The following is a 26,338-nucleotide window of genomic DNA, read 5'->3' as shown; positions in this document are numbered from 1 at the left end:
AGCATCGTTAGATTAATAATGACAGACCGGATGAAGATACGTGCGACGGGGGCGAGGCGGATGGCTGAGCGGTATCGATACGCGGGTTCAACGGTATTATATTGACCACATAGATTTTTAACTTGCATTTCTACCCGCCCTTTTCGTAGAGTCGCCGATACGTGCTTAGCGCACCCTCGGCGCGTCCGGCAGGCTTTGCGAAATGGGATCCAGGAGACTTCGGCGCAGCATCATCTTGCGGAATGCTTCTAATGAGCCTCCCATCCTTCAAAAACAGAATCTCATCGCACAGCCTATCGACCGAATCCAAGATGTGGGATGACATGATGATGCACGTACCAGAATCGGCCAGCTTCCTGAGAATCTCGGAATGCAAGTCCACCCTGCTGGGGTCGAGCGCGTTCATGGGCTCATCTAATAGAAGGTACCGCGCGCCCGTCGCATACGCAATCGCCAGGGTAAGCTGCTGCTTCATGCCCTGGCTCAGAGTGCGGATCCTCATCTTCGCGAACTCGCCTATCTGCGTTTGTTCCACTATCTCTTCGATATCGCGAGCATGCGGCCACATATCGCAAACCATCTTGAGGTGATCTTCCGCACGCAATCCGGGATACAGCAGCGTCCCCTCACCAGGTGCATAGAAGATCATAGAACGGACCTCTCTCGCACCCGTACCCTGCACCTCATCCAGAACGATGCTCCCGTCCACGCGAGGACCCGGCAAACCTGCCATCGCACGCAGCAACGTCGTCTTTCCATGCCCGTTCGGAGCGACGAGACCGTAGACCGTACCCGGGGCAAACTCAGCGTTCACCGAATCTACGAGCACCTTCTTTCCATAAGAGATCGTCAGCGTTTGAAGGTCAATCATCGAGATCGTCCCCTTTCGATCTTTGGAACACTCAGGCGCACCATCAACGGAGATACGGCGCCCAAGACCACCAGCAGAGCGCCCGATGCGCCGGCGACCTCTCCAAAAGGCATCGCGTTCGTCCCTCGCCCAAGGAACCCAATCGTCCCCACCTGGGAAGCGGGATCAAACGAGGCGAATGGAGCCAGCAGCGCGACGCCCATGCCCACGCTTTCAACATGAGCGCTCAACGAACCCAACACCAAGAGAACCGCGCAAACCATTCCGGTGACAACGGGGTTGCGGCTAATCGCTGCTGTCAACGCAGCGACGACGGAAATCACGCCGTATGCCATGACCAGCAACGGAATACTGCACAACACCGCCTTCCCCACCATGGACGTTGTCGAAGCTCCCGCCCGAATGAGAGCGACGGGATACTCCGATCCACCCGCACCGTTCTTAATCACGGACACAACGACAGCGGGAACCATCGACACCAAAAGCAGCACCAAGCCAAGCAGGAGAGCCAGCGCAACAGCCGTCAGAAAACGCACATGCGCTGTTGCGGGGATCTGGAGAACCAGAAGGGAACGACACTGCAGGTGGGTGCACGCGAGCGATGTGACAACCACGGGCAACAGCAAAAATAAGGAGGGAAGCGCTGCCTGGAGATACGAAAGGAGGATTAATGGGGGCATCTTCGTACTTAACTCGTAAACCTTGGGGTCCGGCAAGCTCGCGATCGACTCAAGCAGAAGGGCGCGCGCCTCCGCACGAGAAGGAGTCTCCGGCTCGATTCCGATCGATTGCAGGAGAGTCGCATCTGCCGCGCCCAGCTCACCTCGAGCGCGCTCGTACGTCGCAAGGCTTCGAAACCCCTCCGCAGGCATAGGCGCATACACGAAACCCGAAAGAGCATCCCGCATGTCTTCCAGGGCCGCTTTGCCCTCGACGTCCATATTCGCAGCGTTCTGCTCTAGATACCGATCTATTGAACGGAGCTCCCCATCCCTATACCGAACAGCGGAAACGTTATCAGCGTCAGGAAACATCTCGACCAGAGCCGGGGCCAGCATCGTCGTCGACATTGCAATCGCGCATACGGCGAGGGTAGGAGAACGCAGGAGCAGTTTCCCCATCGTTCTTACGTATGCAACGGCGGAGGCACAAGCGCTCGAACGAGTTGCCGTTCTCGATGCAGTGAAGGAACCTCTCTCAAGACAAATCGGGGATATCGGGCACGCGCAGCCGCTCTTTCCAGCAACGCAAAGCAGGCTAATTGCCAGCACCTCGATCCCGATTGCACATACGAGGGCAATCGCGCCACGCTCGAAGCAAAGTCCAGGCAGATTCACTATCTGCGTTGTCGGGTACGGGCTATAGGCGCCGACGGTCAACTCAGTGTTCGCATACGTAAGGGGATTCAACAGGGCGAACTCACGTAAAGCGATGGATCTTCCGTAATACCCGGGAACCATCGTCACCCCCATCAGGGCACATACGAACACGATTCCAAGCGTAGGGTTATTGGCAATCTTCACGGCAAGGTGAACGACAAGCGAGATGAACGCTGCCACCAAGAATTGCAAGATGGCCGTCTGCGCGAACACCAGCCAAGCCGGTTTGATAACCGGAGTCGCATATTGAATGTAGCCTATCGGATAGAACGGCGAGCCCGGGCCATTCTTCACAAGCGCGGCGATTATCCCTGGAAGATTGATGGCGAGGACGGCAAGCATTGCAAAAACACTCGCCCATACGCTCGATGCAACAAGTCTACCCAGCTCGCCCATCGGTGCCTGGATGATGAGCTTTTCACGTTTGTTAAGACGCGCGGCAAGGAACGAGACGGCAACGGCCGTTGCGACCCATAGCAAGTACTCCTTCGATCCGTCATAATAGGTGTACTCTCCATCCGATATCTGCAGAAACGGAAGTAGGGGAGAGAGCGGTGCCAAGATAAGACGTCCCGCGGCAAGAGGGTACAGAAGCGCGGGCATGCTTGATGAAGAGGTATAGACACCGTCCTCCCCCGCATTCACAAGCGCATCCGCATAGGATGCTGACAATTCCTGCTCAACACGGGTTATTCCCGACTCGAGGTATTCGACCCGTCCGTCGATGCCAGCCGCGCTCCTGAAGACGGGCAGAGCACAAAGAGCCATCAACGCAACAACGACAACACAGAGCGACCTGGAGGAGAGAAGCGACCTAAAGATCGCCTTCGAGATTTTGAGCATATTCATCGCCAACCTTAACCTCATCCAGTCGGAACAGAGGGGCCGAACAAAATGCTCGGCCCTTATTACTTGCCGGCAAAGTCAATTTAACATAAACTGTTAAAAAGTAACCTGAGTTTTTTAAATTCTTCGGAGGTTATTATGAGTTCCGACAATCGCACTCCCCGGCTTCATTCCTTCCGCATCGCATGTGCGATAGCCTCTGCGACCCTTTGCGCCACCGCCATCGCACAAGTGGCGTTCTCCTTAAAGCCAGCAATCGAAGTGCTCGACAACCCTGTAATTGCAGACTCCCCCGCGTATCCAGCCCTTGCGATCTCGACATTGGTCCCTGCCGTCATCGGTATCGCTACGACCATCCTCAGCGCCGTTCTCGTGTGGACGATCAAGAGCGGAGACCCCTTCAAGAAAGGGTCTGCGACATGCTTGAAGGTGCTCGGCATTCTCTTCGTTGTTCAAGCTGCCACCAGCCTCTACGCCGGCTCACTCAAAACCTCCGTTTCGATGTTTGGCGGCGAGGGGGCCGTCGGCGCCCAAGAGATCGCTTCATCATTCGATTGGACCTCTCTGGTTCTCGGCATCGTCCTGTTCATGCTTTCCCAGCTCTTCTTGTACGCCCGAGAGCTGTACCTCGACTCCGACGAGATTGCGTAAGGAAACGCCATGCCCGTAATTGTTCGCCTCGACAAGATCATGGCCGAGCGAAAGATTTCCTCGAACGAACTTGCCGAAAGGATTGGAACCACGCCCGTGAACCTGTCCCGTATTAAAAAAGGGCATATTCGCGGCATTCGCTTCAACACACTCGAACAGCTATGCCTCGCCCTTCGTTGCCAACCCGGAGACCTTCTCGAAGTCATGAGCGAAGAGGATGCCCGAAAGGAGTTCGGACTCGATTGGTCCGCCGAGGATTAGAGGGCGGTCGTACTCGCCCTGCACACGGGGATGCGAATCGGCGAGGTCTGCGGCCTTCGGTGGTGCGATGTGGATTTCGAGACGGGCCTGATCTCGATCAGACACTCGGTGGCGTACGCGAAGGGAATGGGTTCGTTCATCAAGGACACCAAGACCCATGACGCCAGGGGTATCCCCATCGACCCGGTCGGCCTACTCCCCTTCCTGAAGGAGACCCACGAGATCGACTGCGGAAAGCTGCGCTTGCGCGGCCTTACCGGGGCGGTCGAGATCGGGGACTGCTACATCCTGTCGGAGCCGGGCGCGACCTTCGCGACGACAAGCTATATCCGCAGGGCGCTCAAGACGTTCTCGGAGACCAACGGCCTCATGGGCACCAACGACGAGCTGATCACGTTCCACGGCCTTCGCCACACGTTCGCAACGCAGTGGATCCGCCAAGGCGGCGATATCAAGGCGCTCCAATCGATCCTCGGCCACAAGGACGCCATGGCGACGCTCAACGTCTACGCCGACATCGAGCCCATCTCCAAAATCCATAACATGCTGCGCGCCACGCCGTGCCTTTGGCGCGGGCACCTCGGGCCGAGGGTCGATCCGGGTCCCATGTTCCAACAGAGGATCCAGGAGTCCATCGAGACGCTCCAGGCGTTCGGCTACGGCATCACCGAGCCGGACGACCGAAATATCGCCATACGCGACGTGAAGATGAACAGTTGGCTCTAGCTCACCGAGTACGCGGCAGTGCTGGGCCCATCCCAACTGAGGTCACGGTGGTCCGATAGGGGCGCCGCCCGCGGCATGCGCCGCGGAGCGGTATCCCCTACCGAAGGGCGGGGATGCCCTCCGCTTCCAGTTCGGAATCAGCCGTCGGAGGCGTTCGGCTGACTGCGGGAACGGCCTGTCCGCTCAATGTGTTCGGCTGAGATCGGAAATCAACCCAACACGAGCCGGACACGCGCCAGACGGCTCTTCCCCGTACGGCCTTCCCCCTTACGCTCATGTTGCAGGCATGTAACGCCGCAGCGAGCGCGCCTTTTTTGCGCCAGACAGGTACAATGATGAACACTGTACCGTAGCGGAGCGCCCCGCGCGCGCCGCAACCACGCGAAAGGGTTTCCCATGGCCGAGATCTCGTCCTCCCGTATCGTCATCACCGTCCTTGGCAAGAACCGCCCCGGCATCGTCGCCGGCGTCACCCGCGTTCTGGGCGAGGCCAACGTCGACATCCGCGACATCACGCAGTCCATTATCGAGGACATCTTCACCATGACCATGCTGGCCGACACCGCCGAGTCCAAGCTCGACTTCGCCGAGCTGCAGAAGGCCCTGGCCGAGGCCGGCGAGCTTTCGGGCGTCAACGTGTCCATCCAGCGCGAGGACGTCTTTAACTTTATGTACCGCCTGTAGTGAACAAGCCGCTCGGGGCAGCTTGACGTCATATCGTCCAAGCGCGCGGCCCCAAAGCGGACCGGAGAGGAGCGCGCATGGCCTACGACGCCAAGAAAATCTACTACCGCTTCGACGATCACCTGAGCCGCCTGGTTCTGGATTACGAGGCGAGCCGTCAGATTTCGTCTGAGAGTGAAAGCCTCTACCACGGCCTGCCGACCGCCCCGTACGACGAGGGCCTGTTCGTAGAGCATAACGTCAAGCGCGGCCTGCGCAATGCCGATGGCTCGGGCGTGGTCGCGGGCCTTACCCGCATCTCGGACGTGCACGGCTACAACAAGGTCGACGGCAAAGTCGTGCCCGACCAGGGCAAGCTTACGCTGCGCGGCTACAGCATCGAGGACCTGGTCAACAACGCCCAGGCCGAGAATCGCTATGGCTACGAAGAGGTCGCCTACCTGCTCATCACGGGCTCGCTGCCCAACAAAGAGGAGCTCGACGGTTTTTGCGGACGTCTGGGCGCTTTTAGGCACCTGAGCGATGAGTACGTCAAAGAGTTCCCCATGACCACGGTGTCGTCGAGCATCATGAATGTGCTTCAGCGCGCCGTGCTGCTGCTCTACGCCTTCGACGCCGAGCCCGACGCCATTACGCCCGAGCACGAAATCGACGTCGCCATCTCCATGCTCGCCCGTCTCCCCCGCATCGCCGCCTTCGCGCATATGGCCTCGGTCGCCAAGCGCCGCGGCTCCGAGGTTCATGTACCGCACCCCACACCCGGTCTCTCCACCGCCGAGACCATCCTGCAGGTGTTGCGCGGCGGCATGGCATTCACCCGCGACGAAGCCATGCTGCTCGACGTGATGCTCATGCTGCATGCCGAACACGGAGGCGGCAACAACTCCACGTTTGCCTGCCGCGTGCTGTCCTCCTCGGCCACCGACCCGTATTCCGCCTACGCCGCGGCTATCGGCTCACTCAAGGGCCCGCGCCACGGTGGCGCCAACGCCAAGGTTGTCTCCATGCACGAGGACATCCGCGCGCATGTCTCCAATTGGGAGGACGAGGACGAGGTCGCAGCCTACCTGGGCAAGATCCTCGACAAGCAGGCCTTCGACGGCACGGGTCTCATCTACGGTATGGGCCACGCCGTCTACACGCTGAGCGACCCGCGTGCCGAGGTGTGCCGTCGTTACGCGCGCACGCTTGCCGCCAAGAAGGACCTGGGCGAGGAGTTCGCGCTCATCGAGCGCATCGAGCGCCTGGCCCCGCAAGTGATGCGCGATCACGGCATGACCAAGCCCATCTGTGCCAACATCGACCTGTACACGGGCTTTATCTACAAGATGCTCGGCGTGCCCGAGACGCTCTTTACGCCGCTGTTCGCCGTCGCCCGCATGGCCGGCTGGTCTGCGCACCGCATGGAAGAGCTCTTCTGCGCGCACCGTATTATTCGCCCGGCCTATCGTCCGGTGATCGAGCCGCTGGAGTACAAGCCGCTCGCTGACCGCTAGGACGCGGACCGTTATAGAACTCGAGCGTGGCCAGGGACCCAAGCCCTTGGCCACACTTTTTATGCCAGTAGAAAGGATCGCAACGAATGATTGTGTTTTCCGATATGGATGGGACGCTGCTGACGAGCGATAAGCAGATGAGCGACGCCACTTGGGCAATGCTCGACGAGCTCGCACGTCGTGGCATCGAGTTTGTTCCCTGCACGGGGCGCCCGCTGTCGGGCATCTTTGAGCCCATTCTCGCCCATCCCGCCGTGCACTACGCGGTCTGCGCCAACGGCGCCAGCGTCTGGCGGCTCGACGAAGATACGCCCACCGACACCTCACGTGCTACGCGCATTTTGAGCCGACCGCTCGATTGCGGCATTGCCCACCGCATCCATCGCATTGCCGCCGGCCACGATGTGACCTTCGATATCTTCGCGGATGGACAGTGCTTCCTCCCCCGCTCGCTATACGGGCGCCTGGATGAGTTCTGCGGCGGTGACCCCCACATCGCGGCTTCACTCAAGCGCACACGAACGCCGATCGACATGGATATCGACAGCAAGATCGACGAGGTCGAGACGCTCGAACGTATCGCCATGTACTGGCACAACCCGGCCGATCGCGACGCCATCGCGACGGCGCTCGACACGCTCGGAGGCATTGAGGTCACGCGTTCGTACGCCATGAATATCGAGGTCATGGGCGAGGGCGCCACCAAGGGGACGGCCCTCACGTGGCTATGCGAATACCTGGGCAAGCGTCTCGCCGACGCCTGGGCGTTCGGCGACAACATCAACGACATCCCCATGCTGCAGGCAGCGGGCCACGGCATGGCCATGATCAACGCCGAGTCCGAAGACCGCGAGGCCGCCGACGCCATCACCGAATACGACAACGACCACGACGGCGTCGCCCGCACCATCATGGCCGCCCTTGCCTAGTCATTGGTCAGTCATTGGGGACGTTCTTAAACGACTAGTCGTTGGGGACACTCTTCGCAAAAAAGTTGCAAGGACTGTCCCCCACTGCCGGCGGAAAAGGAACGTCCCCAACTGCCGGATCAGGCGAGGCTCTCCAAAACGTGGCGGAGCTCCTGCTGGACGGCGTGGTCGCGGTTGCGCCCCACCACGCGATCGGCCACTGCCTTGAGCGCGGGGCGCGCGTTTTCCATCGCGCAGCCCGTACCGACAAAGCGAATGATCTCGTAGTCGTTCATCGAGTCGCCAAACGCCATAACCTCGTCGCGTTCGACTCCATAGTGCTCCATGAGCTGTGCGATGCCCGAGGCCTTCGACACGCCGGGCTGCATGGCATCGATCCACGCGTTGCCCGAAGGCGCAAAAGTAAAGAGCTGACCGAGTTCGCGCTGTAGTACGTAAGCGCTGTCCATAACGGCACCGTCATCGCAAAAGATACTCGCCTTGATGATATTTACGCTGGGATCAGGCAGCTCCCAAATGCGCTCGGCATTGGGAAGGTCCTTATCGACCTCACGCACGAACTTGCACTCGTCATCGAGCAAGAAGGACTTGGTTCGGTCAAAAAGTGCAAGATGCAGATTGGGAAACGTCGCGACGGCCTGGGCGAGCCTTCGAATCGCCAGGTGCGAATACACCTCGCGGTCTACCATCTTACCGTCGGCGTAGACCTGGGCGCCGTTAGCGGCGACAAAGTCCATCTTGTCGCGAACAGGTGCAAAGAACTCGCACAGGCGGTCGTAACGACGGCCTGACGATGCGGCGAAATGCACGCCATGCTCGTGTAGCGCCAGAATCAGTTCGTAGGTCTCGGGAGGCACCTGGCCGTTTTCGTCAAGCAACGTGCCGTCCATATCGGATGCAATCAGTTTAAACATAGAAAAGCTCCCTTCGGGCTTGATGGAATCGGACGTATATCCAATTCCAACGTACCCAAAGGGAGCTCAAATAAGACTCTGCGGGCGTAAACGTTACAAGGACCTAGCAAATAGCTCACACATGCCAGAGGTCTCACGGTCGCGGCGTCAGGTGACACGCCACCCCGACGACTAGTCGTTTAAGAACGTCCCCGATGACTAGTCGGCGTAGGTGAAGGTCGTGACGTCGAACATGCCCTCGGGGCGGATGCGGAGCGTCGGGATCACCGGCAGGGGCAGGAAAATGATGCCCATGATGGGGTCGAGCGGCGGCTCGATGCCCATGGCACGCGCCTTGACCATAAAGTCGTCGTGCTGCGCGGCGACATCCTCGGCCGTGCCCTCGCTCATCAGGCCACCGAGCGCCAGCGGAATGCGCGCCACGACCTCGCCGTTGCGCACCAGCACGTGACCGCCCTGGCCCACGGCATCAACGGCGGCCATCATATCGGCGGCGTTGTCGCCCACGACGCACACGTTGTGCGAGTCGTGTCCGATCGTCGAGGCGATGGCACCACCCGTGATGGTAAAGCCGCGCACCCAGCCGCGGCCGATATGCTTGCCAACGAGTCCCAGGCCAGCGGGGCCGTCACCGTCGGCGCCCTCGGCCTGCAGCGACACGCCGCGGCCGTGACGCTCGATCAGCATAATACGGCGCAGGCCCTCGGCGCTCTCGGGACGAACCATGCCCGTGATGGCCTTGCCCGGCACCACGTCAATCACGGCCTCGCCCGGCTTAAAGGCATAGTCGAATACGTCGAGCGAAAGCTTCGGCAGCTTAACGGAGGCGCGCAGCTCATCGGCAAGGGCCGCAACCTCGGCCATCTCGGGTGCGATCTCGCCCACAAAGGTGCCGTCCTGCGCCACCAGAGCACCAGCGGCATACACGCGATGCGGAGCCGTGACAAACGTCAGGTCGTTGAGCACCAGCAGGTCGGCACGCTTGCCCGGGGCGATGGCGCCACGCAGCTCGTGCGGGTCGCGGCAACCGTGGTCCAGGCCAAACGCCTCGGCCGTGGACAGGGACGCCATAGAGATGGCAACCACGGGGTCAATACCGGCCTCGATAGCCACGCGGCAGGCATTGTCGATCATGCCGGTTGCAAGCGCATCGGAAGGAGCGCGGTCGTCAGTCGCAAAGCAGCAGCGGCGGGCGCGCGCGGGATTCTCCAGCAGCATCGGCGACAGGTTGGCCAGATCATGGCTGCACGTACCCTCGCGCAGCATCACGTACATGCCGCGAGACAGCTTGTCGAGCGCCTCCTCGGGAATCGTCGACTCGTGGTCGGCAATAATACCCGCCGCGGCATAGGCATTGAGGTCCTTGCCGGCAACGAGCGGCGCATGGCCGTCGACCTGCTTGGACGGCGTCTGGTTGGCAGCATCGATGCGAGCGCAGGTCTCGGGATCGGCCATAAAGACGCCCGGCAGGTTCATCATCTCGCCCAGGCCAAAAACGTCGCCCGGATGCTCGGCAAAAAACGCCTGCATGTCAGCAGCGGTAATCACAGCGCCCGCTTGCTCATCGGGCAGCGCGGGCACGCATGAGGGCATCATGTACTTGATGGAAATGGGCGCGCGGCGACCGTCCTCGATCATAAAGCGCAGGCCGTCGAGCCCCGCCACGTTGGCGATCTCGTGGCTGTCGGCAATGGCGGTGGTGGTACCGCGCGTCGCCGCCATGCGCGCATACTCGGCGGGACGGATGTTCGAGGACTCAATGTGCAGATGTCCGTCGATAAAGCCGGGGGCGAGATAGCGGCCCTGGCAGTCAATGACCTCGGCAGCCTCGTAGGTGCCGGCGGCATCGTCGCGACCATCGTAGAGCACGCCGACGATCACACCGTCCTTGACGGCAACGCTGCCGGGCGCCACACGCTGGCCATACACGTCGACAATCTGTGCATTGGTAAACAGCGTGTCGACGGGCACGCGCCCCTCGGCAGCATCGATCACAGACCTCATGACCTCAACGGACATACATACTCCTTTAACTGTAGAAATAACTGCGGAGCGGACGAGCCTTCACCGCAGCAAGCCAACAGCCATTGTATGCCCAAACGATGGGTCAGCAATACGGCCCTCCGTTTAACGGCATCCGCCACTTGGTGCAATGGGGACAGGTTGCTTTGCACCAATGACAAGGAGTGTCCCAAAGTGCCGGCACAAAAGGAACGTCCCCAAGTGCCAACAACGGAAGCGCCGATGTTTTGGCAACGCCAGCGAGCGGGCCGCATTTGAGACAAGGTGACGTGAAACGAAAGGGCGCTGACCTTCTGGTCGTGCCCTTGAAGTTGAACGTCAGATTGTCCAAATGCGGCCCGCGCAGCGTCGGCCGGTCCGCCGTTCGTTAGAACGGCGGAACTAAATCAACTTAAAGCCCTTGCGCTTGCCTACGGAGAGGGTGTCGCCCAGCTTGAGGGCGCTGGGATCGATGTTATAGCTCTTGGGAGCCACGGCCTTGCCGTTGATCTTGACACCGCCGCCGTCGATATCGCGACGGGCCTGGCCGGCGCTCGCCGAAAGACCCAAGTCCTTGAGCAGGCCGGCGAGGTAGATCTGGCCCTCGTCGTTAACAGTCAGCTCAACGTGCTTCTCGGGGAAGTCGGCGAGCTGGCCCTCCTTGAACACGCGGTCGAACTCGGCCTGAGCCTCGTCGCCGGCACCGGCGCCGTGGTAGGTGTCACACAGGTCACGGCCCAGAGCGCGCTTGAGCTCGTAGGGGTCGGCAGAGCCATCGGCCAGGGCAGCGTCGATCTTGTCGACCTCGGCCGGAGTGAGCGAGCTCGCCAGGCGGTAGTACTTGCCGATCATCTCGTCGGGGATGGACATGGTCTTGCCGAACATATCCTTGGGCGCGTCGGTCAGACCGATGTAGTTGCCATAGGACTTGGACATCTTACGTACGCCATCGGTGCCCTCGAGCAGCGGCATGGTGAGCGCGATCTGCGGCTCCATGCCCATCTTCTCCATGAGCTCACGGCCGGCGAGCAGGTTGAAAAGCTGGTCGGTACCGCCCATCTCCACGTCAGCCTTAATCATGACCGAATCGTATGCCTGCATCACGGGATACAGGAACTCGTGCAGGGCGATCGGCGTCTGGGACTGGTAGCGCTTGGTAAAGTCATCGCGCTCAAGAATGCGGGCGACGGTGAACTTGGAGCACACCTGCAGCAGACCGGCCAGATCCATCGACAAGATCCAGTCGCCGTTGTGCACGATGGTGGTCTTCTCGGGGTCCAGGATCTTCATGGCCTGGCTCACGTAGGTCTCGGCGTTAGCCTCGATCTGCTCCTGAGAAAGCTGCGGGCGGGTGGAATTCTTGCCCGAGGGGTCGCCGATCAGTGCGGTACCGTTGCCGATGATGAGGGTGACGTTGTGGCCCAGGTCCTGGAACTGACGCATCTTGCGCAGCGGCACGGCGTGGCCCAGGTGCAGGTCGGGGCTGGTGGGATCGACGCCGAGCTTGATGTTGAGGGGCTCGCCCTTCTCAAGCTTCTTGCGAAGGTCGGCCTCGGGGACGATCTTCGCAGCGCCCGAGGTGATGATACGCATTTGCTCGTCAACAGACAGCATTGGGTATCCTCCTTTTGCTATAGCACCCTCGCCGAAAACGGCGGTGCTGGAAGTCCATAAACTCTCATATGATAACAAACTGACGCGACGCAGCACCTACGACAGGAAAATCCTCGTCCTGCCGCATGCGTCGATGGCAACTGGCAGACGTGTACCGTCACGCTCGACCAGATAGCGCACCTGCCGACGACGCAAGCAGTCGCGGCAACGGACCTGTCCCGTCGCATCGGTGGCACAGACGCCCTCGGCGGTCAGCAGGCAGTGCTCGCACACCATAAGCTCGGGACGGGCGGCGTCGACCGGACCCAAGACGCCGGGTTCAGCGGCCAGTTCGGCAATACGCTCCGCATCATTGCCGAGCAACTCGGCCGGCAAGTACACCCGCCCCGCACCGAGTCCGCGCAGCCAGGTAAGCGTGGCCCGATTCGCGCAGAACACCGGCGCCGCCACGTCAAACGTCACGCCCAGCTCGCGAGCGATCACCACCTGTCCCAGGCTGCGGCAGACGACACGCCTGGCACGCTGCATCAGTGAGCGGGTCCAGTCAGCGTCACCCGTGCGGCACACTTCGTCAAGCACCACAACGGCGTCGGACAAATCGAGTTCTCCGCGCGGGTCGGCATCCATCAGCTGCCAAGCAAAAACCATGCGAGCGGGAACCGCGCACTCCACCAACTCCGTCGACGCACCGCCATCCACCGCAACGCCCTCAAAGGGCAGCACCTCAACGGCACGCGCAACGGGCGCAATCGCATCCGCCTCGGCCCGCATGCGCTCCAACACCGCCGCCGTCTGATCCAACACGCCGGCGCTGCGAATCAGGTATACCTCGCAGCCCGCGTCCACCTTACGCTTGCAATGCACGACGACGCGCTTCCCCGCTGCGGCATCCACCGGGCAGGGCACCTGCGGCCAGCGCTTGGGCACATCGGGACGCGCGTCGACACCCGGATAGAACCGAATCTCGAGCGTGTCACCCGCCGCCACGGCGGCGTCGAGCTCAACGGTCACCTCTTCGTGGCCCACAGCGACCAAACGCCCCACGCGCACGCCCTGGTTAATTGCGCGCTCAAAGCTCATCAGCTCGGCACCCGAACGCCCTCGCAGGTACGTATCGGTAAACCCACGGTTAAACGACCTCCCCAGCTCGCGTTCAAGCTCTTCCACGGCGTCGGGGTCCCACGCGCCGTCGCGCAGCATATCGAGTGCCCGGCGCCACACCCGCACCACGTTGAATACGTAATCGGGGTTCTTCATGCGCCCCTCGATCTTGAGCGACGCCACGCCGGCATCTACAAGCTCGGGCAGATGTGCAATACCCAGATAGTCGCGCGGGCACAGCAGGCGATCTCCCTCGACGGCGACAACGCTCTGTCCCGCCTCGTCCACCAGGTCGTACGCCAGACGGCACGGCTGCGTGCAGTCGCCGCGCATCGCCGAGCGCCCACGCCGCAGGGCCGAAAACTCGCACGCCCCCGAATAGCCGATGCAAATCGCACCGTGGCAGAATACCTCGATGGGCACGCCCGTGGCACATAGCGCCGCAATCTCGTCGACCGCCAGCTCGCGTGCCGTCGTCACGCGCTCGACTCCCAGCTCATCGGCGGCAAGCCGCACGGCGCCTTCGCTATGAACGCCCGCCTGCGTGGACAGGTGAATCTCGACCCCGGGAATCGCCGCGCGCAGCGCGCAGGCCAACCCGGCATCGGCGACAATCAGAGCATCGGCGCCCAGCTCCAGTGCATGAGCTCCCAACGCCACCGCGTCGGACAACTCATCGTCAAACACGAACACGTTGAGCGTTACGTACACACGCACGCCATGAGCATGCGCCACGGCACAACCGCGCGCAAACTCGTCATCCGTAAAGCCATGAGCGCTCACACGGGCGTTAAAGCCGCCCAACCCCGCATAGATGGCATCGGCGCCCGCGGCGATGGCCGCAAGCATCTGGTCGAGCCCGCCCGCCGGCGCCAGCAGCTCGGGCAGCGCCGCACCGGCAGCATCCAATCCAGTCTTGTGTTGTCCGCTCGGCCCCATCGTCCGAATCGCCATCGACAAACTCCTTACCAAGGTATGCATTCACTCTGAAAAATGCCGTCTTCCAGCATACACGAGGCCTCGCGCGCCCCGTTTGGTTTATCGTGTAATAACTTATGTCCATCCTGCCCCGACGGCACATCCGCCGTCCGGCACGACATACCTGGAGGTCAATATATGGGTCCTCGCCAACGACAGGGACGCAGCCGTTCAAAGACGCATGCCCTGCCCATAATCCTGCTCTCGTTTTTGGGCTTTTTGCTTATCGCGGGCGTGGCATTTGGCATCGGCATGGTCGGCAACGTCAACCGCTGGCTGTCCGATCTGCCCGACTACACCGACGCCAACGCGTATCTGGTGAGCGAGCCCACCGAGATCGTCGACTGCAACGGCAACAAGATCGCGAGCTTCTACACGCAAAACCGCAAGTCCATCACCAAGGACGAGGTCTCCCCCTACGTGCTGCAGGGCACCGTTGACGTCGAGGACGAGCGCTTCTACGAGCACGGCGGTATCGACCTGTGGGGTATCGCGCGTGCTGCGGTGGCAACCCTCGGCGGCGGGCACGAAGGCGCCTCGACTATCACCCAGCAGCTGGTGCGCAACACCATCCTGCAGGAGGAGCAGTTCGACTCGACCATCGAGCGTAAGGTGCGCGAGGCCTACATCGCCATCAAGATGGAGGACATGTACTCCAAAGACGAGATCCTCATGATGTACCTCAACACCATCTATTACGGCCACGGCGCCTACGGCATCGAGGCCGCAGCCGAGACCTACCTGTCCAAGAGCGCCGCCGACCTCACCCTGAGCGAAGCCGCGCTGCTCATCGGCCTTCCCAACTCGCCTTCGCAGTACGACCCCACGGTCAATCCCGACCTGGCGCTGTCTCGCCGCAACAAGGTCCTCGACAACATGCTGCGCCTGGGCCACATCACCCAGGAGGAGCACGATGCCGCACAGGCCGAGCCCATCACCCTCAACGTGACCGAGATTTCGGGCAGCGGCGTCGACGTATACTCACAGCCCTACTTTGTCGCCTATGTTAAGCAGCTGCTGGAGCAGGAGTTCTCGACCGACGTGCTATTTAAGGGCGGCCTGACCGTCAAGACCACCATCGACCCCACGATGCAGCAGGTGGCAGAGAATGCCGTCCGCGAGCAGCTCGACACGCTTTCACTCGACGGCCTGGACATGGGCATGGTCGTCGTCGACCCCAAGACCGGCTACATCAAGTGCATGGTGGGCGGCTACGACTACAACGCCGACGAGAACCACGTAAACCATGCCACGGCCAAGCGTCCCGTCGGCTCCACCTTCAAGGCCTTTACACTGGCAACTGCCATCCAAAACGGCATGAACCCCAACGTCACCCTCAACTGCAACTCGCCGCTCAAGGCCAAGGGCACCACGACCGAGGTCCAAAACTACGCCAACCATAGCTATGGCAACATCACGCTTAAGCAGGCGACGGCATACTCCTCCAACACCGGCTACATCCAGGTGGCGGAAGCCGTCGGCAACAGCAAGATCATCTCGCTCGTCAAAAAGCTCGGCATCGATCCCGCCAAGGACAACATCGAGGACGTTCCCGTCATGACGCTCGGCACCGGCTCGATCTCGCCGCTCGAGATGGCCGCCGCCTACGCGACGTTTGCCAACGGCGGCTACTATCGCCAGCCGATCGCCATCACCGAGATTGACTCTCGTACCGGTTCGGTGCTGTACCAGCACACCGACAATCCCTCACAGGTACTTACCGAGGGCGAGGCCGCCGCGGTCACCGATGTTCTGTCCGGCGTCATGAAGGGCGGCGGTACGGGTGCTGCCGGCGCCCTGAGCGTCAACCAGCCCTATGCCGGCAAGACGGGCACCACCGACAACACCACCAACCTGTGGTTCTGCGGCTATACCCCGCAGCTGGCGTGCGCCCTGTGGACCGGCTATTCCGCGGGCGAGATTCCCATCCAAAAATACGGCACAGACCTGCTGGGCGACAGCACCAACCTGCCTGTCTTTAAGCGGTTTATGAACACCGTTCTGACCGGTACCGAGCGCGAGGAGTTTGCGACCGGAACGGCGCCCACCTACAAGAACAACAGCGTCTGGAAGTTCTACGGCACCAACAACGCCAAGAAGACGGAGAACGACGACAAGGACGAGAACGAGGACGAAGAGGAAACTACCACAACGACTACCACGACGACCACGACCACCGAGACCACGGGTGGCGACACCACCGGCGGCACCGGTACGACCGGTGGCTCGACGGGCGGCTCAACTGGTGGTTCGACCGGCGGCGATGGCGGCACGCCTACGCCTACGCCTACGCCTACGCCTACGCCTACGCCTACGCCTACGCCCACTCCCGACCCCTCGCCCACGCCTGACGATACGGTCGGCTAGAAATCATCCGGCCATAAGCAACAAGGCCCCCGAGCAGCTTATTAAACTGCTCGGGGGCCTTTTAGTTTAAAGCGACCTGGTGGGCGGTCTTTATACCGGCAAACAAAAAAGGGGGTACCGACCAACGTCGATACCCCTTACAAGCCACTATGTCACGCACACAGTGCCGAGCGCACGACCCGCACGCCTACTTGCGAGAATTGCTCAGCTTATTGATCAGCGCCTCAAGACGCTCGCCGTCCTCGGCCGTCTGGGCAATAACCAAAATCGTATCGTTGCCGGCAAGCGAGCCAAGCACATCGGGCAGCTCTGCCGCATCAACGGCGGCGGCGATGCCGGAAGCCGTGCCAGGCTGAGCCTTGATCATAACCAGATTATCGGTGCGCAGAACGCCCGTTACGAGCTCGGAAACCATACGCTGCAGGTGCAGGTCCTCTGCCAGAACATAGATGCCCTCAGGGAGCTTACGCAGCCCCATATCGGCAATATCGCGAGAGACAGTCGCCTGCGTGCAATCAAAGCCCATAGCGCGGAGCTCATCGACCAGCACGCGCTGCGTGCGGACGTCCTTATTGCGCACAATATCTCTAATGGCATCCTGGCGCCCATTGCGTTTTTTAGCCATACAAACCCTCTCTCCAAAAGATGGCGGAGACAATCAATCAGTGATTGAATAGTTTAACGCTATTTGAAGGCTTTTGTGTATAAGAACGCATTTCGAAACAATTCTATGCAAATTTGTTTCGAGATGAGCCGTTTAGGCGGTTTTTGCGCCCGTCCGGTTAAGAAAAGCCGCCAGATGCGTACACATCACGCAGCGCGCGGGCTTGGCGCTGGCGATCGGCCCAAACAACAGACCGAGCCCCCGATGGTTATCCTTGAGCGCGGCGACCATCTGACGGGTTCGAGGCGCCTCGAGCATATCACGCATACGGGCGGAACGCTCGATTGACGACACCCCATGCGGGCTCAGACACAAATTCTCGATGCAGGCGACCAGTCCGGCAAAGTAGAACTTTTGGGTTGCCAGCTTGAGCCGACCACCGCTATCTGCTTCCGAGAGTGAGTCCGTAAGCTCGTCGAGCGCCCGGGTGTCATCGGATACCTTGGCATACATGGTGGGATCAAAGGCATCTGTAAGCTTAGGTGCCGCCGCGTGGAAACAAGCGTCGCCGCATCCGGAGACGCGCTGCGCCCGCGAGAGCGAGCACGCCATAAACCCAACTGTGCGAAACGCCTTGTCGTACAAAAGGCATGCCTCAAACAGCGGACGGCTATACATCACGCCAGAGGTCTGAACGACTAGGCCGCCTAAAATCAACTGGGACAGCCCGGTCACCATCGAAGATTTGCTATCAATGGAAATATGAGCAGCATCCAAGACGCGCGAATGGCGCTCTCGATGTGCATCATAGCGGTCGAGCGACACCGTGGGGAGCACTATGTCTGCCGTAGTATCGCACGCGATATCGACCATCTTGGAAAGAGACTGCGGAGCAAACCACTCATCGGCGTTCATGGCGATGATTTGAGAGCCGCGCGAGGCAGCAAAACCGGCACGAAGACAAGCGCCGCGCTTCGCGTCCTCGACGTCAATCAAATCAATATGGATGTCCCTGTCGGCAGCAACTTGAAGCGAATGGCGCACACCGGGCGCAGCATCGCGGCAGACAACGACAATCTGCAAATCGTAGAGGTCTTGGTTCTGGATACTCTCGAGCGCACGCATCGCATAGCTGGGCGAACCTTCTACCACAAGGATCACCGAAAGTCGCGGATGCGAGCCACGTCGAACCAAGTTATCCGTCCTCTCGACAGCAGTGAATCAAACTGTCGTTCATGGTACACCCCGGCAATAAAAGCAATGAGACACCGGTTGTATTGCACGCCAAGAACAGATGTTGCACACGCGCAGCCCACAGATGACAGGTGCCGACGCACGACGCGCCGAGCCCTCCCCTAGTCGAGCACGACAAGCTCGGCGGGATCGTAATCCACGCCCATAAACGTAAGGCCGCAGGCAGGAGCCGTGGGGCCCGCAGCGGTACGGTCGCAAGCATCGATGACCTCGCGCATCCACTCGGGTTCACGGCGATGCATGCCAATCTCGACAAGCGTGCCCACGATCGTGCGGACCATCGAATGCAGAAACGCATTGCCCTCGATGGTAAACGTCAGGATGTCCTCGCCAAACGCAACCTCATGGCCAAACTCGGCACGCATCACGCAGCGGTGCGTGGGCTTGCCCACGGCAGACGCCACCTTGCAAAAGCTCTTGAAGTCCTGCTCGCCCAGCAGCGCGGGACAGGCCGCAGACATCGCCTCAACATCCAATGGGTAGCGATGCCACCACACCGCACCGCGCGAAAGCACAGGGCGCGCGTCGCGATCGGCAATACGGTACGTATACGTACGGGAACGCGCATCAAAGCGTGCAGAAAAGCCTTTACGGGCCTTGTAGACCTCGTTTATGGCGATATCTTTGGGCAGGAGGGCATCCATAGCCCTCAGCCACCTACGGCGCGTCAAAGCCAACTCAGCGTCCGTTACGGGCACGCTGATAAACTGTGCCACCGCATGCACGCCGGCATCGGTACGTCCCGCACACGTCAGGTCGATCGGACGGCGCAGGAGCGTCTCAATAGCTCGACGTAGCTCACCCGCAACCGTCGTCTGTCCCGGCTGCACGGCAAATCCGCTATACGACGAGCCATCATAGGCCACGCGAAATACGAGCGTGGCGTCAAGCTCGGAAATCGAATTGAAATCAGACGGCGCAGTCATGGGCGCTCCCAACAAACAAGCAACGGTATCGCGACAAAAAAAAGAGGGGTACGCGAACGTACCCCTCGAATATAGCCTATGCAGACGGATTGTCTACTCAGCGGTCTCCTCAGCAGGAGCCTCCTCGGCAGCCTCGACCTTCTTGGGAGCAGCGGCCTTCTTGGGGGCCGGAGCAGCCTTCTTAGCCTTAGGCGTGCAAGGCTCGGTGACGAGCTCCATGATAACGATGGGAGCGTTGTCGCCCTTGCGGTTACCGAGCTTCATGATGCGGGTGTAACCGCCGTTGCGGTCCTGCCACATGCCCTGAGCAGCCTTGTCGAAGATCTCGGCAACGAGCTGCTTATCGCCGAGCTTGGCGATAGCCAGACGACGAGAGTGCAGGTCGCCCTTCTTGGCCCAGGTGATGATCGGGTCGACGACCGAACGCAGCGCCTTAGCGCGGGTCTCGGTGGTCTTGATGCGGTCGTTCTCGAAGAGGGCCTTAGCAAGGCTCTTCTTCATGGCCTTGGTGTGGCTCGCATCGGTGCCGAGCTTCAGGCCCTTCTTAACGTTGTGACGCATGGTCTAGTTTCTCCTCAAATATGCGAAGCATTAAGCCTTCAGGCTCAGGCCCATGGACTCAAGCTTGTCCTTCACTTCCTCGATCGACTTAACACCGAAGTTACGGATGTTGAGCAGATCGTTCTCCGAGAACTCAACGAGCTGACGGACCGAGTGAATGCTGGCGCGCTTAAGGCAGTTGTAGGAACGGACGGAAAGGTCCAGATCCTCGATCTGCTTGTCCAGTTCGGCGTTGTCGTTGGTGACCTCGGGAGCGAAGATCGAAGCCTCCTCCTCGACCTCGGGGGTCTCGGCAAGGTTCATAAAGGCGGCCATATGCTGGTTGATGATATTGGCAGCCTGGACCACGGCGTCGCGCGGGGCGATGGAGCCGTTGGTCTCGATCTCGAGGACAAGGCGGTCGTAGTCGGTGTGCTGACCGACACGGCAAGCCTCAACGAGCTTGGCGCAACGGGAAACCGGCGAGTACAGCGAGTCGACGTGGATCACACCGATGGGATCGTTGTCGCGCTTGTTGGCCTCGCCAGAAACATAGCCGCGGCCATAGCCGATGCGCATGCTCATGGTGAGATGGCCACCCTCGGTGAGCGTAGCGATGTGCTGCTCGGGGTTGACCAGCTCAAACTCGGACGGAATAAAGAAGTCCGCACCGGTGACCTCGCAGGGGCCGTCAACCGAGATGGTGGCGGTCGCCTCGTCGGTCGTGCCGAGAGCCCTGAAGACAAGACCCTTGACATTCAGGACGATGTCGGTGACATCCTCGACCATGTTAGGGATGGTCATGAACTCGTGCTGCGCACCATCGATCTGAATAGCCTCGACGGCGGCACCCTCGAGCGAGGACAGAAGTACGCGACGGAGGGAGTTACCCAGCGTATCGCCGTAGCCACGCTCGAGCGGCTCGACGGAGACACGAGCAGACGTCTCGTTGATCTCTTCGACCTGAACCTGAGGCCTAATGAATTCTGACATGTATTACCTCCAGCCTCAGCAGCCCGGATGGACTACTTAGAGTAGAGCTCGACGATGAGCTGCTCGTTGATATCACCGCTGATCTGCTCACGCGTCGGCAGAGCGAGCACGTTACCAGACAGCTTCTCGATATCGACCTCGAGCCAGCCAGGAACCTCAAAGCGCTCGGAGGAAATCAGGGCCTCCTTGATGGGGAGGAGGTCACGGAACTTCTCGCCGACAGCGACGACGTCGCCGGCCTTGACGCGGTAGGACGGGATGTCCACGCGCTTGCCGTTCACGGTGAAGTGACCGTGACGGACGGACTGACGAGCCTCTTTGCGGGTGCGGGCGAAGCCAAGACGGAAGACGACGTTGTCGAGGCGAGACTCAAGAATGATCATGAGGTTCTCACCGGTGACGCCGTTCATCTTACGGGCCTTGTTGAAGTAGCCGTGGAACTGCTTCTCCAGAACGCCATAGATGAACTTGACCTTCTGCTTCTCGCGCAGCTGCATGCCGTACTCAGATTCCTTGCGACGGCGCTTGGGCTGACGGATAGATTCCTTCTTGCTGCTGTAACCGAGCTCAGCGGGATCGATCCCGAGCTGACGGCAGCGCTTAAGAACAGGAGTCCTGTCGATTGCCATATTGATACGATCCTTTCAGTTACACGCGGCGACGCTTCTTGGGGCGGCAGCCGTTGTGCGGAATGGGGGTCTTGTCCTGGATGCTCGAGACCTCGAGGCCAGCAGCCTGGAGGGAGCGGATGGCGGTCTCACGACCGGAGCCGGGGCCCTTGACGAAGACGGAAACCTTCTTCATACCGTGCTCCATGGCCTGCTTGGCAGCAGCCTCGGCAGCCATCTGGGCAGCGAACGGCGTGGACTTACGGGAGCCCTTGAAGCCCACCTGGCCAGCCGACTTCCAGGAAATGACGTTGCCCTGGGGATCGGTGATCGAAACGATCGTGTTGTTGAACGTAGAACGAATGTGAGCCTGGCCCACGGAAATGTTCTTACGGTCCGCGCGCTTCAGACGGGCAGCGCGAACGTTCTTCTTAGCAGTAGCCATCTATCTAGCGCTCCTTATTTCTTCTTCTTAGCACCGATCTGACGCTTCGGGCCCTTGCGGGTACGAGCGTTAGTGTGGGTGCGCTGGCCGCGGACAGGGAGGCCCTTGCGGTGACGAAGGCCGCGGTTGCAGCCGATGTCCATAAGGCGCTTGACGTTCTGGTTGCGCTCACGGCGGAGGTCGCCCTCAACCATGATCTGGTTCTTATCGATATAATCGCGGATGGCGTTAACCTCATCCTCGGTGAGGTCCTTAACGCGCGTATCCACGTTAACGTTGCACTCGACGCAAATCTTCGTCGCAGTGGTGCGGCCGATGCCGTAAATGTAGGTCAGACCGATCTCAACGCGCTTCTCACGCGGGAGGTCGACACCATTAATACGGGCCAACGTAGTCTCCTCTCTTAACCCTGACGCTGCTTATGACGGGGGTTCTCGCAAATGACGAGGACCTTGCCATGGCGCCTAATGATTTTGCACTTATCGCACATCTTCTTGACCGAAGGACGTACCTTCATCGTTCTTCCTTTCGGTAGCGCTCAAACTACTTCCCTACTATCTACTCGCCCAGCCGCAGGCGTTTAAAACTATGGCTGGTCTTCACACACAATCCGACCGTAGGTTGAGCTAAGCCTGCAGTCGGAAATGGAGTGCGTGTATGCGTGCCGCTATTTGTAGCGATAGGTGATGCGGCCGCGGGTCAGGTCGTACGGGGAAAGCTCCACGACAACCCTGTCACCGGGGAGAATACGGATGTAATTCATTCGGATCTTGCCAGAAATGTTGCACAGAACCGAATGACCGTTCTCGAGCTCGACCTTAAACATGGCATTGGGCAGCGGTTCCTTTACCGTACCCTCGAGCTCAATTGCGTCTTCCTTCTTCACAAGCAATCATCTTTCTCTAGAAAACGACAGCGATTGAGTATTCTACAACACGTATGCACGCATCGTAATAACTTCGTAATGGCTCCACAACTAAGTGGAACTTGTTACATTTCTCCGCCTTGGAGCGAACACCAAGCACCTTGCGCATCCGTGGTGAGAATCACCGGACCGTCATTGGTAATGGCGACGGTGTTCTCGTAGTGCGCAGCGGGCAGGTGGTCGTTGGTCGTGACGATCCAACCGTCGGAGCCCGTGCTCACATGGTTGGAACCCATCGTAACCATCGGCTCGATGGCAATGACCATGCCGGCCTGGAGGCGAACGCCCCTCCCCTTCTTTCCATAGTTAGGAACGTTGGGGTCCTCGTGCATCACGCGGCCAATGCCATGGCCCACATAATCACGAAGCACGCCGTATCCGTGAGACTCGGCGAGGGACTGAACGGCATAGCCGACGTCCCCGATATGGTTACCGGGAACAGCCTGCTCGATGGCGGCCTTTAGGCAATCGCGCGTAACCTCGCACAGGGCCTTGGCCTCGGGCGTGGGGGTGCCGACGAAAAACGTCCAAGCATTATCGCCAACCCAACCGTCAACGACGGCTCCCGTATCGATGGAGATGATATCGCCATCGCGCAGGATCATGTCAGGGTTGGGAATACCGTGAACCACGGCATCGTTGATCGATGCGCAAATGGTCCCCGGGAACCCGCCGTAACCCTTAAAGGCAGGGGTGCCGCCATGCATGCGGATAATCTGCTCCGCAAGCTGATCGAGTTCGAAAGTCGACACGCCGGGGCGAACCATGGCTCCAACGTGGCGGAGCGCCATCTTAGATAGCGCTCCTGCCTTCTTCATCTGCTCAATTTGCGTTGCAGACTTAATCTTGATCATAGACCGAGAGCCTCTTTGACATCCCCGTACACGGTCTCGCGAGCCTGGTCACCGTTGACCGACTTGAGCAGACCCTGGCCACGATAGTAGTCGACGAGCGGGCTCGTGGACTTCTCGTAGACGTCGAGACGGTTCTTGATGGTCTCCGGCTTGTCGTCGTCGCGCTGATACATCTCGCCGCCGCACTTGGGGCAGGTGGCATCGGCAGCGGTGCCGGTGTAACCGCAGGCGCGGCAGGTGCGACGAGAAGACAGGCGATCGATGATGACCTCGGGGGCCACATCGACCAGAAGGGCGCAGTCGATCTCGCGACCCATAGCGGAGAGCTCGGAATCGAGCGTTACGGCCTGGGCGGTGTTGCGCGGGAAGCCGTCGAGGATGAAGCCCTGCTGGGCGTCATCGGCGGCAAGGCGCTCCTTGACAAGGTCGATCACGAGCTGGTCGGGAACGAGCTCGCCAGCGTCCATGTACTTCTTAGCCTGAATACCAAGCTCGGTGCCACCCTTGACGGCAGCACGCAGCAGGTCGCCCGTGGAAATATGGGCGACGCCAAACTCGGCGACGAGCTCCTGTGCGACGGTGCCCTTACCGGCACCCGGAGCTCCGAGCAATACGAGGTTCATGAGCAATCCTCCTCTAGCCTATTTAAAGAATCCATCGTAATCATACATCTTGATCTGGCCTTCGAGCTTATCGACCGTGTCGAGCACGACGCCGACCATGATGAGGATGGACGTGCCGCCAAATGCCTGGATCAGATGGTTACCCGTGAAGGAAAAGATGATCGAAGGCACGATGGCGATGAGCGCCAAAAAGACAGCGCTGGGAAGCGTAATCTTGTTGAGCGCGTTCTTGATGTAGGCCGCGGTAGCCCTACCCGGACGGACGCCCGGAATAAAGCCGCCCTGCTTCTTAAGGTTGTCGGCCGTGTCATCGGGGTTGAACACCATGGAGGTGTAGAAGTACGCGAAGAACACGATGAGGACAACGTTAAGCACCCAGTTGAGCCAACCGGTCGAAAGCGCAGAAGCGACTGCCTGAATCCAGCCGATGCCGGGGAAGAACACGGCAATCTGAGCCGGGAAGTACAGCAGCGCCGAAGCGAAGATGATCGGCACAACACCCGCGGTGTTGACCTTGATGGGCAGGTAGGTGGTCTGGCCACCCATCATGCGACGGCCCACGACGCGCTTAGCGTAGGAGACCGGAATGCGGCGCTGGCCGCGCTCAAGGAAAACAATCAGCGGGATAACCAGCAGGATGATGGCGCAGATGATCACCATGGTGATGATGCCGCCGGCATTGCCCTCGGTGCTGGAGAAGATAGCCTGCGGCAGACCGGCCATGATGTTCGCGAAGATGATCAGCGACATGCCATTGCCGATACCGCGCTGGGTGATGAGCTCACCAATCCACATGATCAGCATGGCGCCCGCAGTGAGCGTACCAACGATCATGAGGTCGAAGATGATCTCGGGAGCGCCGGCGCCATTAAAGCTGATGCCGAAGCTCTTAAAGAGGAAGAGGTAACCCACGGAGTTGAGGATTGCCAGAGCCAGGGTGAGGTAACGCGAATACTGCGTAATCTTGGTCTGACCGACCTCGCCCTCGCGGGCAAGCTCATGCAGGGAAGGCACGACGGCCTGGAGCATCTGGAGGATGATCGAGCTGGTGATGTAAGGCATGATGCCAAGCGAAAACACCGACACATAGCTCAAAGCGCCGCCAGAGAAAAGATTCAGGAGGGCCATAGCACCTGCGGCGACCGAATTGTTATCGGTCGAGAAAAGGCCCAGCATCCCCTGGAAGGGAATGCCGGGCACAGGAACGTGCGCACCAATGCGGTACACGACGAGCATAGCTATGGTAAAAAGAATCTTTTCGCGCAATTCTTTGATGCGGAAAGCATTCTTAAGACCATTTAGCACGGCAGCTCGACCTTTCCGCCGGCGGCCTCGATCTTGGCCTGCGCAGAAGCGCTGACCTTGTCGACCTTGACCGTGAACTTCTTGGTGAGCTCACCATTGCCGAGCACCTTGACGGGCTCGAACTCGCTCTTGGTGATGCGAGCGGCCTTAAGAGCGGCACCGTCGATCACAGCGCCGTCCTCGAACTTGCGCTCGAGACGCTCAACGTTAACAGCGGTGTACTCGATACGACGGGGGTTGCGGAAGCCCGGAAGCTTGGGCAGGCGCATAGCCAGCGGAGTCTGGCCACCCTCGAAGCCGGCACCCTTGGTGCCGCCAGAGCGGGAACCCTGGCCCTTCTGACCGCGGCCAGAAGTGGTGCCGTGACCCGAAGAATTGCCACGGCCGACGCGCTTGCGGTTCTTGGTGGAACCGGGCGCGGGAGTAAGATCGTGAAGCTGCAT

The 26,338-nt window shown here is 60.1% G+C and carries 27 protein-coding genes; 7 read left to right on the top strand and 20 right to left on the bottom strand.

The features are described from left to right. Positions 1-130 precede the first annotated feature (130 nt). Together DWY51_RS00805 and DWY51_RS00800 are read right to left on the bottom strand one after the other, a co-directional pair. The gene (locus tag DWY51_RS00805) at positions 131-871 is read right to left on the bottom strand and encodes an ATP-binding cassette domain-containing protein (RefSeq protein ID WP_117769450.1); all 741 of its coding nucleotides are present in this window, start codon (positions 869-871) and stop codon (positions 131-133) included. Continuing rightward, a complete protein-coding gene (locus tag DWY51_RS00800; RefSeq protein ID WP_117769447.1) occupies positions 868-3,099 on the bottom strand; it encodes a hypothetical protein in 2,232 nt (743 codons plus the stop codon). Before DWY51_RS00800 ends, DWY51_RS00805 begins: the two co-directional genes overlap by 4 nt. A 135-nt stretch (positions 3,100-3,234) precedes the next feature. Between DWY51_RS00800 and DWY51_RS00795 the strand changes: the two genes are divergently transcribed. From DWY51_RS00795 to DWY51_RS00770, 6 genes are all read left to right on the top strand, one after another. Continuing rightward, on the top strand, positions 3,235-3,747 hold the full coding sequence (locus DWY51_RS00795) for a DUF2975 domain-containing protein (protein ID WP_006235293.1): 513 nt from the start codon (positions 3,235-3,237) through the stop codon (positions 3,745-3,747). 9 nt (positions 3,748-3,756) lie between these two features. Beyond that, positions 3,757-4,008: a helix-turn-helix transcriptional regulator gene (locus DWY51_RS00790; RefSeq protein ID WP_006235292.1), complete on the top strand. Its 252-nt coding sequence runs from the start codon at positions 3,757-3,759 to the stop codon at positions 4,006-4,008. Positions 4,009-4,026: 18 nt separating this feature from the next. Then, the gene (locus DWY51_RS00785) at positions 4,027-4,734 is read left to right on the top strand and encodes a site-specific integrase (protein WP_255413485.1); all 708 of its coding nucleotides are present in this window, start codon (positions 4,027-4,029) and stop codon (positions 4,732-4,734) included. A 396-nt stretch (positions 4,735-5,130) separates the two neighbouring features. Continuing rightward, on the top strand, positions 5,131-5,418 hold the full coding sequence (locus DWY51_RS00780) for an ACT domain-containing protein (RefSeq protein ID WP_006235289.1): 288 nt from the start codon (positions 5,131-5,133) through the stop codon (positions 5,416-5,418). Between the two features lie 77 nt (positions 5,419-5,495). Further along, the gene (locus DWY51_RS00775; protein WP_117769443.1) at positions 5,496-6,914 is read left to right on the top strand and encodes a citrate synthase; all 1,419 of its coding nucleotides are present in this window, start codon (positions 5,496-5,498) and stop codon (positions 6,912-6,914) included. A gap of 86 nt (positions 6,915-7,000) precedes the next feature. Continuing rightward, on the top strand, positions 7,001-7,843 hold the full coding sequence (locus tag DWY51_RS00770; RefSeq protein ID WP_117769441.1) for a Cof-type HAD-IIB family hydrolase: 843 nt from the start codon (positions 7,001-7,003) through the stop codon (positions 7,841-7,843). A gap of 119 nt (positions 7,844-7,962) precedes the next feature. Here DWY51_RS00770 and DWY51_RS00765 read toward each other — a convergent pair whose 3' ends face one another. The 4 genes from DWY51_RS00765 to DWY51_RS00750 form a co-directional block, all read right to left on the bottom strand. After that, positions 7,963-8,757, bottom strand: coding sequence for a Cof-type HAD-IIB family hydrolase (locus tag DWY51_RS00765; RefSeq protein ID WP_117769439.1), 795 nt, complete (start codon positions 8,755-8,757; stop codon positions 7,963-7,965). A gap of 198 nt (positions 8,758-8,955) precedes the next feature. Continuing rightward, positions 8,956-10,776: an adenine deaminase gene (locus DWY51_RS00760; RefSeq protein WP_117769437.1), complete on the bottom strand. Its 1,821-nt coding sequence runs from the start codon at positions 10,774-10,776 to the stop codon at positions 8,956-8,958. 384 nt (positions 10,777-11,160) lie between these two features. Continuing rightward, entirely contained in the window at positions 11,161-12,372 is a 1,212-nt protein-coding gene (tyrS, locus tag DWY51_RS00755) for a tyrosine--tRNA ligase (RefSeq protein WP_117769435.1), read from the bottom strand. A gap of 96 nt (positions 12,373-12,468) precedes the next feature. Then, complete coding sequence (locus DWY51_RS00750; RefSeq protein WP_158556875.1) at positions 12,469-14,427, bottom strand: U32 family peptidase; 1,959 nt, start codon at positions 14,425-14,427, stop codon at positions 12,469-12,471. Positions 14,428-14,589: 162 nt separating this feature from the next. Between DWY51_RS00750 and DWY51_RS00745 the strand changes: the two genes are divergently transcribed. Continuing rightward, complete coding sequence (locus DWY51_RS00745) at positions 14,590-16,818, top strand: transglycosylase domain-containing protein (RefSeq protein WP_117769431.1); 2,229 nt, start codon at positions 14,590-14,592, stop codon at positions 16,816-16,818. A 187-nt stretch (positions 16,819-17,005) separates the two neighbouring features. Here DWY51_RS00745 and DWY51_RS00740 read toward each other — a convergent pair whose 3' ends face one another. From DWY51_RS00740 to rplO, 14 genes are all read right to left on the bottom strand, one after another. After that, on the bottom strand, positions 17,006-17,443 hold the full coding sequence (locus tag DWY51_RS00740; RefSeq protein ID WP_006235280.1) for an arginine repressor: 438 nt from the start codon (positions 17,441-17,443) through the stop codon (positions 17,006-17,008). 132 nt (positions 17,444-17,575) lie between these two features. After that, on the bottom strand, positions 17,576-18,574 hold the full coding sequence (locus DWY51_RS00735; RefSeq protein ID WP_147332628.1) for a glycosyltransferase: 999 nt from the start codon (positions 18,572-18,574) through the stop codon (positions 17,576-17,578). A 203-nt stretch (positions 18,575-18,777) separates the two neighbouring features. Continuing rightward, positions 18,778-19,602 carry a tRNA pseudouridine(38-40) synthase TruA gene (gene truA / locus DWY51_RS00730; RefSeq protein WP_117769427.1) on the bottom strand — a complete coding sequence of 275 codons (825 nt, stop codon included), beginning with the start codon at positions 19,600-19,602 and terminating at the stop codon, positions 18,778-18,780. Positions 19,603-19,695: 93 nt separating this feature from the next. Next, positions 19,696-20,163 carry a 50S ribosomal protein L17 gene (gene rplQ, locus DWY51_RS00725; RefSeq protein WP_055287451.1) on the bottom strand — a complete coding sequence of 156 codons (468 nt, stop codon included), beginning with the start codon at positions 20,161-20,163 and terminating at the stop codon, positions 19,696-19,698. A 30-nt stretch (positions 20,164-20,193) separates the two neighbouring features. Then, on the bottom strand, positions 20,194-21,135 hold the full coding sequence (locus tag DWY51_RS00720; RefSeq protein ID WP_006235276.1) for a DNA-directed RNA polymerase subunit alpha: 942 nt from the start codon (positions 21,133-21,135) through the stop codon (positions 20,194-20,196). Between the two features lie 32 nt (positions 21,136-21,167). Continuing rightward, a complete protein-coding gene (rpsD, locus tag DWY51_RS00715) occupies positions 21,168-21,764 on the bottom strand; it encodes a 30S ribosomal protein S4 (protein WP_006235275.1) in 597 nt (198 codons plus the stop codon). Positions 21,765-21,783: 19 nt separating this feature from the next. Continuing rightward, positions 21,784-22,188, bottom strand: a complete 405-nt coding sequence (gene rpsK / locus DWY51_RS00710; RefSeq protein ID WP_006235274.1) for a 30S ribosomal protein S11 — start codon at positions 22,186-22,188, stop codon at positions 21,784-21,786. Between the two features lie 14 nt (positions 22,189-22,202). Then, on the bottom strand, positions 22,203-22,577 hold the full coding sequence (rpsM, locus tag DWY51_RS00705) for a 30S ribosomal protein S13 (protein WP_022094275.1): 375 nt from the start codon (positions 22,575-22,577) through the stop codon (positions 22,203-22,205). A gap of 14 nt (positions 22,578-22,591) precedes the next feature. Beyond that, positions 22,592-22,705: a 50S ribosomal protein L36 gene (rpmJ, locus tag DWY51_RS00700; protein ID WP_006363204.1), complete on the bottom strand. Its 114-nt coding sequence runs from the start codon at positions 22,703-22,705 to the stop codon at positions 22,592-22,594. A 150-nt stretch (positions 22,706-22,855) separates the two neighbouring features. Continuing rightward, positions 22,856-23,074: a translation initiation factor IF-1 gene (infA, locus tag DWY51_RS00695; protein ID WP_035137443.1), complete on the bottom strand. Its 219-nt coding sequence runs from the start codon at positions 23,072-23,074 to the stop codon at positions 22,856-22,858. A 104-nt stretch (positions 23,075-23,178) separates the two neighbouring features. Further along, entirely contained in the window at positions 23,179-23,967 is a 789-nt protein-coding gene (map, locus tag DWY51_RS00690; RefSeq protein ID WP_006235270.1) for a type I methionyl aminopeptidase, read from the bottom strand. Beyond that, positions 23,964-24,590, bottom strand: a complete 627-nt coding sequence (locus tag DWY51_RS00685; RefSeq protein ID WP_006235269.1) for an adenylate kinase — start codon at positions 24,588-24,590, stop codon at positions 23,964-23,966. Before DWY51_RS00685 ends, map begins: the two co-directional genes overlap by 4 nt. A gap of 18 nt (positions 24,591-24,608) precedes the next feature. After that, complete coding sequence (gene secY, locus DWY51_RS00680; RefSeq protein ID WP_035137447.1) at positions 24,609-25,895, bottom strand: preprotein translocase subunit SecY; 1,287 nt, start codon at positions 25,893-25,895, stop codon at positions 24,609-24,611. Next, positions 25,889-26,338 (bottom strand): 50S ribosomal protein L15, encoded by a 450-nt coding sequence (gene rplO / locus DWY51_RS00675; RefSeq protein ID WP_006235267.1) that lies wholly within the window; start codon positions 26,336-26,338, stop codon positions 25,889-25,891. Before rplO ends, secY begins: the two co-directional genes overlap by 7 nt.

The sequence above is a fragment of the Collinsella sp. AF25-2LB genome, from assembly GCF_003458415.1.
Classification (GTDB): domain Bacteria; phylum Actinomycetota; class Coriobacteriia; order Coriobacteriales; family Coriobacteriaceae; genus Collinsella.
This window is presented reverse-complemented; position numbering and strand designations above follow the sequence as displayed.

Bases quoted from the DNA above. Each gene is read 5' to 3' on its own strand.
- rpmJ (WP_006363204.1), bottom strand. From the start codon at position 22,705: ATGAAGGTACGTCCTTCGGTCAAGAAGATGTGCGATAAGTGCAAAATC.
- DWY51_RS00765 (WP_117769439.1), bottom strand. From the start codon at position 8,757: ATGTTTAAACTGATTGCATCCGATATGGACGGCACGTTGCTTGACGAA.
- rplQ (WP_055287451.1), bottom strand. From the start codon at position 20,163: ATGCGTCACAACGTTAAGAAGGGCCTGAAGCTCGGCACCGATGCGAGC.
- DWY51_RS00775 (WP_117769443.1), top strand. From the start codon at position 5,496: ATGGCCTACGACGCCAAGAAAATCTACTACCGCTTCGACGATCACCTG.
- DWY51_RS00720 (WP_006235276.1), bottom strand. From the start codon at position 21,135: ATGTCAGAATTCATTAGGCCTCAGGTTCAGGTCGAAGAGATCAACGAG.
- DWY51_RS00780 (WP_006235289.1), top strand. From the start codon at position 5,131: ATGGCCGAGATCTCGTCCTCCCGTATCGTCATCACCGTCCTTGGCAAG.
- truA (WP_117769427.1), bottom strand. From the start codon at position 19,602: ATGACTGCGCCGTCTGATTTCAATTCGATTTCCGAGCTTGACGCCACG.
- DWY51_RS00750 (WP_158556875.1), bottom strand. From the start codon at position 14,427: ATGGCGATTCGGACGATGGGGCCGAGCGGACAACACAAGACTGGATTG.
- DWY51_RS00745 (WP_117769431.1), top strand. From the start codon at position 14,590: ATGGGTCCTCGCCAACGACAGGGACGCAGCCGTTCAAAGACGCATGCC.
- DWY51_RS00740 (WP_006235280.1), bottom strand. From the start codon at position 17,443: ATGGCTAAAAAACGCAATGGGCGCCAGGATGCCATTAGAGATATTGTG.
- rpsD (WP_006235275.1), bottom strand. From the start codon at position 21,764: ATGGCAATCGACAGGACTCCTGTTCTTAAGCGCTGCCGTCAGCTCGGG.
- DWY51_RS00685 (WP_006235269.1), bottom strand. From the start codon at position 24,590: ATGAACCTCGTATTGCTCGGAGCTCCGGGTGCCGGTAAGGGCACCGTC.
- rplO (WP_006235267.1), bottom strand. From the start codon at position 26,338: ATGCAGCTTCACGATCTTACTCCCGCGCCCGGTTCCACCAAGAACCGC.
- tyrS (WP_117769435.1), bottom strand. From the start codon at position 12,372: ATGCTGTCTGTTGACGAGCAAATGCGTATCATCACCTCGGGCGCTGCG.
- DWY51_RS00760 (WP_117769437.1), bottom strand. From the start codon at position 10,776: ATGTCCGTTGAGGTCATGAGGTCTGTGATCGATGCTGCCGAGGGGCGC.
- rpsK (WP_006235274.1), bottom strand. From the start codon at position 22,188: ATGGCTACTGCTAAGAAGAACGTTCGCGCTGCCCGTCTGAAGCGCGCG.
- DWY51_RS00805 (WP_117769450.1), bottom strand. From the start codon at position 871: ATGATTGACCTTCAAACGCTGACGATCTCTTATGGAAAGAAGGTGCTC.
- DWY51_RS00770 (WP_117769441.1), top strand. From the start codon at position 7,001: ATGATTGTGTTTTCCGATATGGATGGGACGCTGCTGACGAGCGATAAG.
- DWY51_RS00790 (WP_006235292.1), top strand. From the start codon at position 3,757: ATGCCCGTAATTGTTCGCCTCGACAAGATCATGGCCGAGCGAAAGATT.
- DWY51_RS00795 (WP_006235293.1), top strand. From the start codon at position 3,235: ATGAGTTCCGACAATCGCACTCCCCGGCTTCATTCCTTCCGCATCGCA.
- map (WP_006235270.1), bottom strand. From the start codon at position 23,967: ATGATCAAGATTAAGTCTGCAACGCAAATTGAGCAGATGAAGAAGGCA.
- DWY51_RS00800 (WP_117769447.1), bottom strand. From the start codon at position 3,099: ATGAATATGCTCAAAATCTCGAAGGCGATCTTTAGGTCGCTTCTCTCC.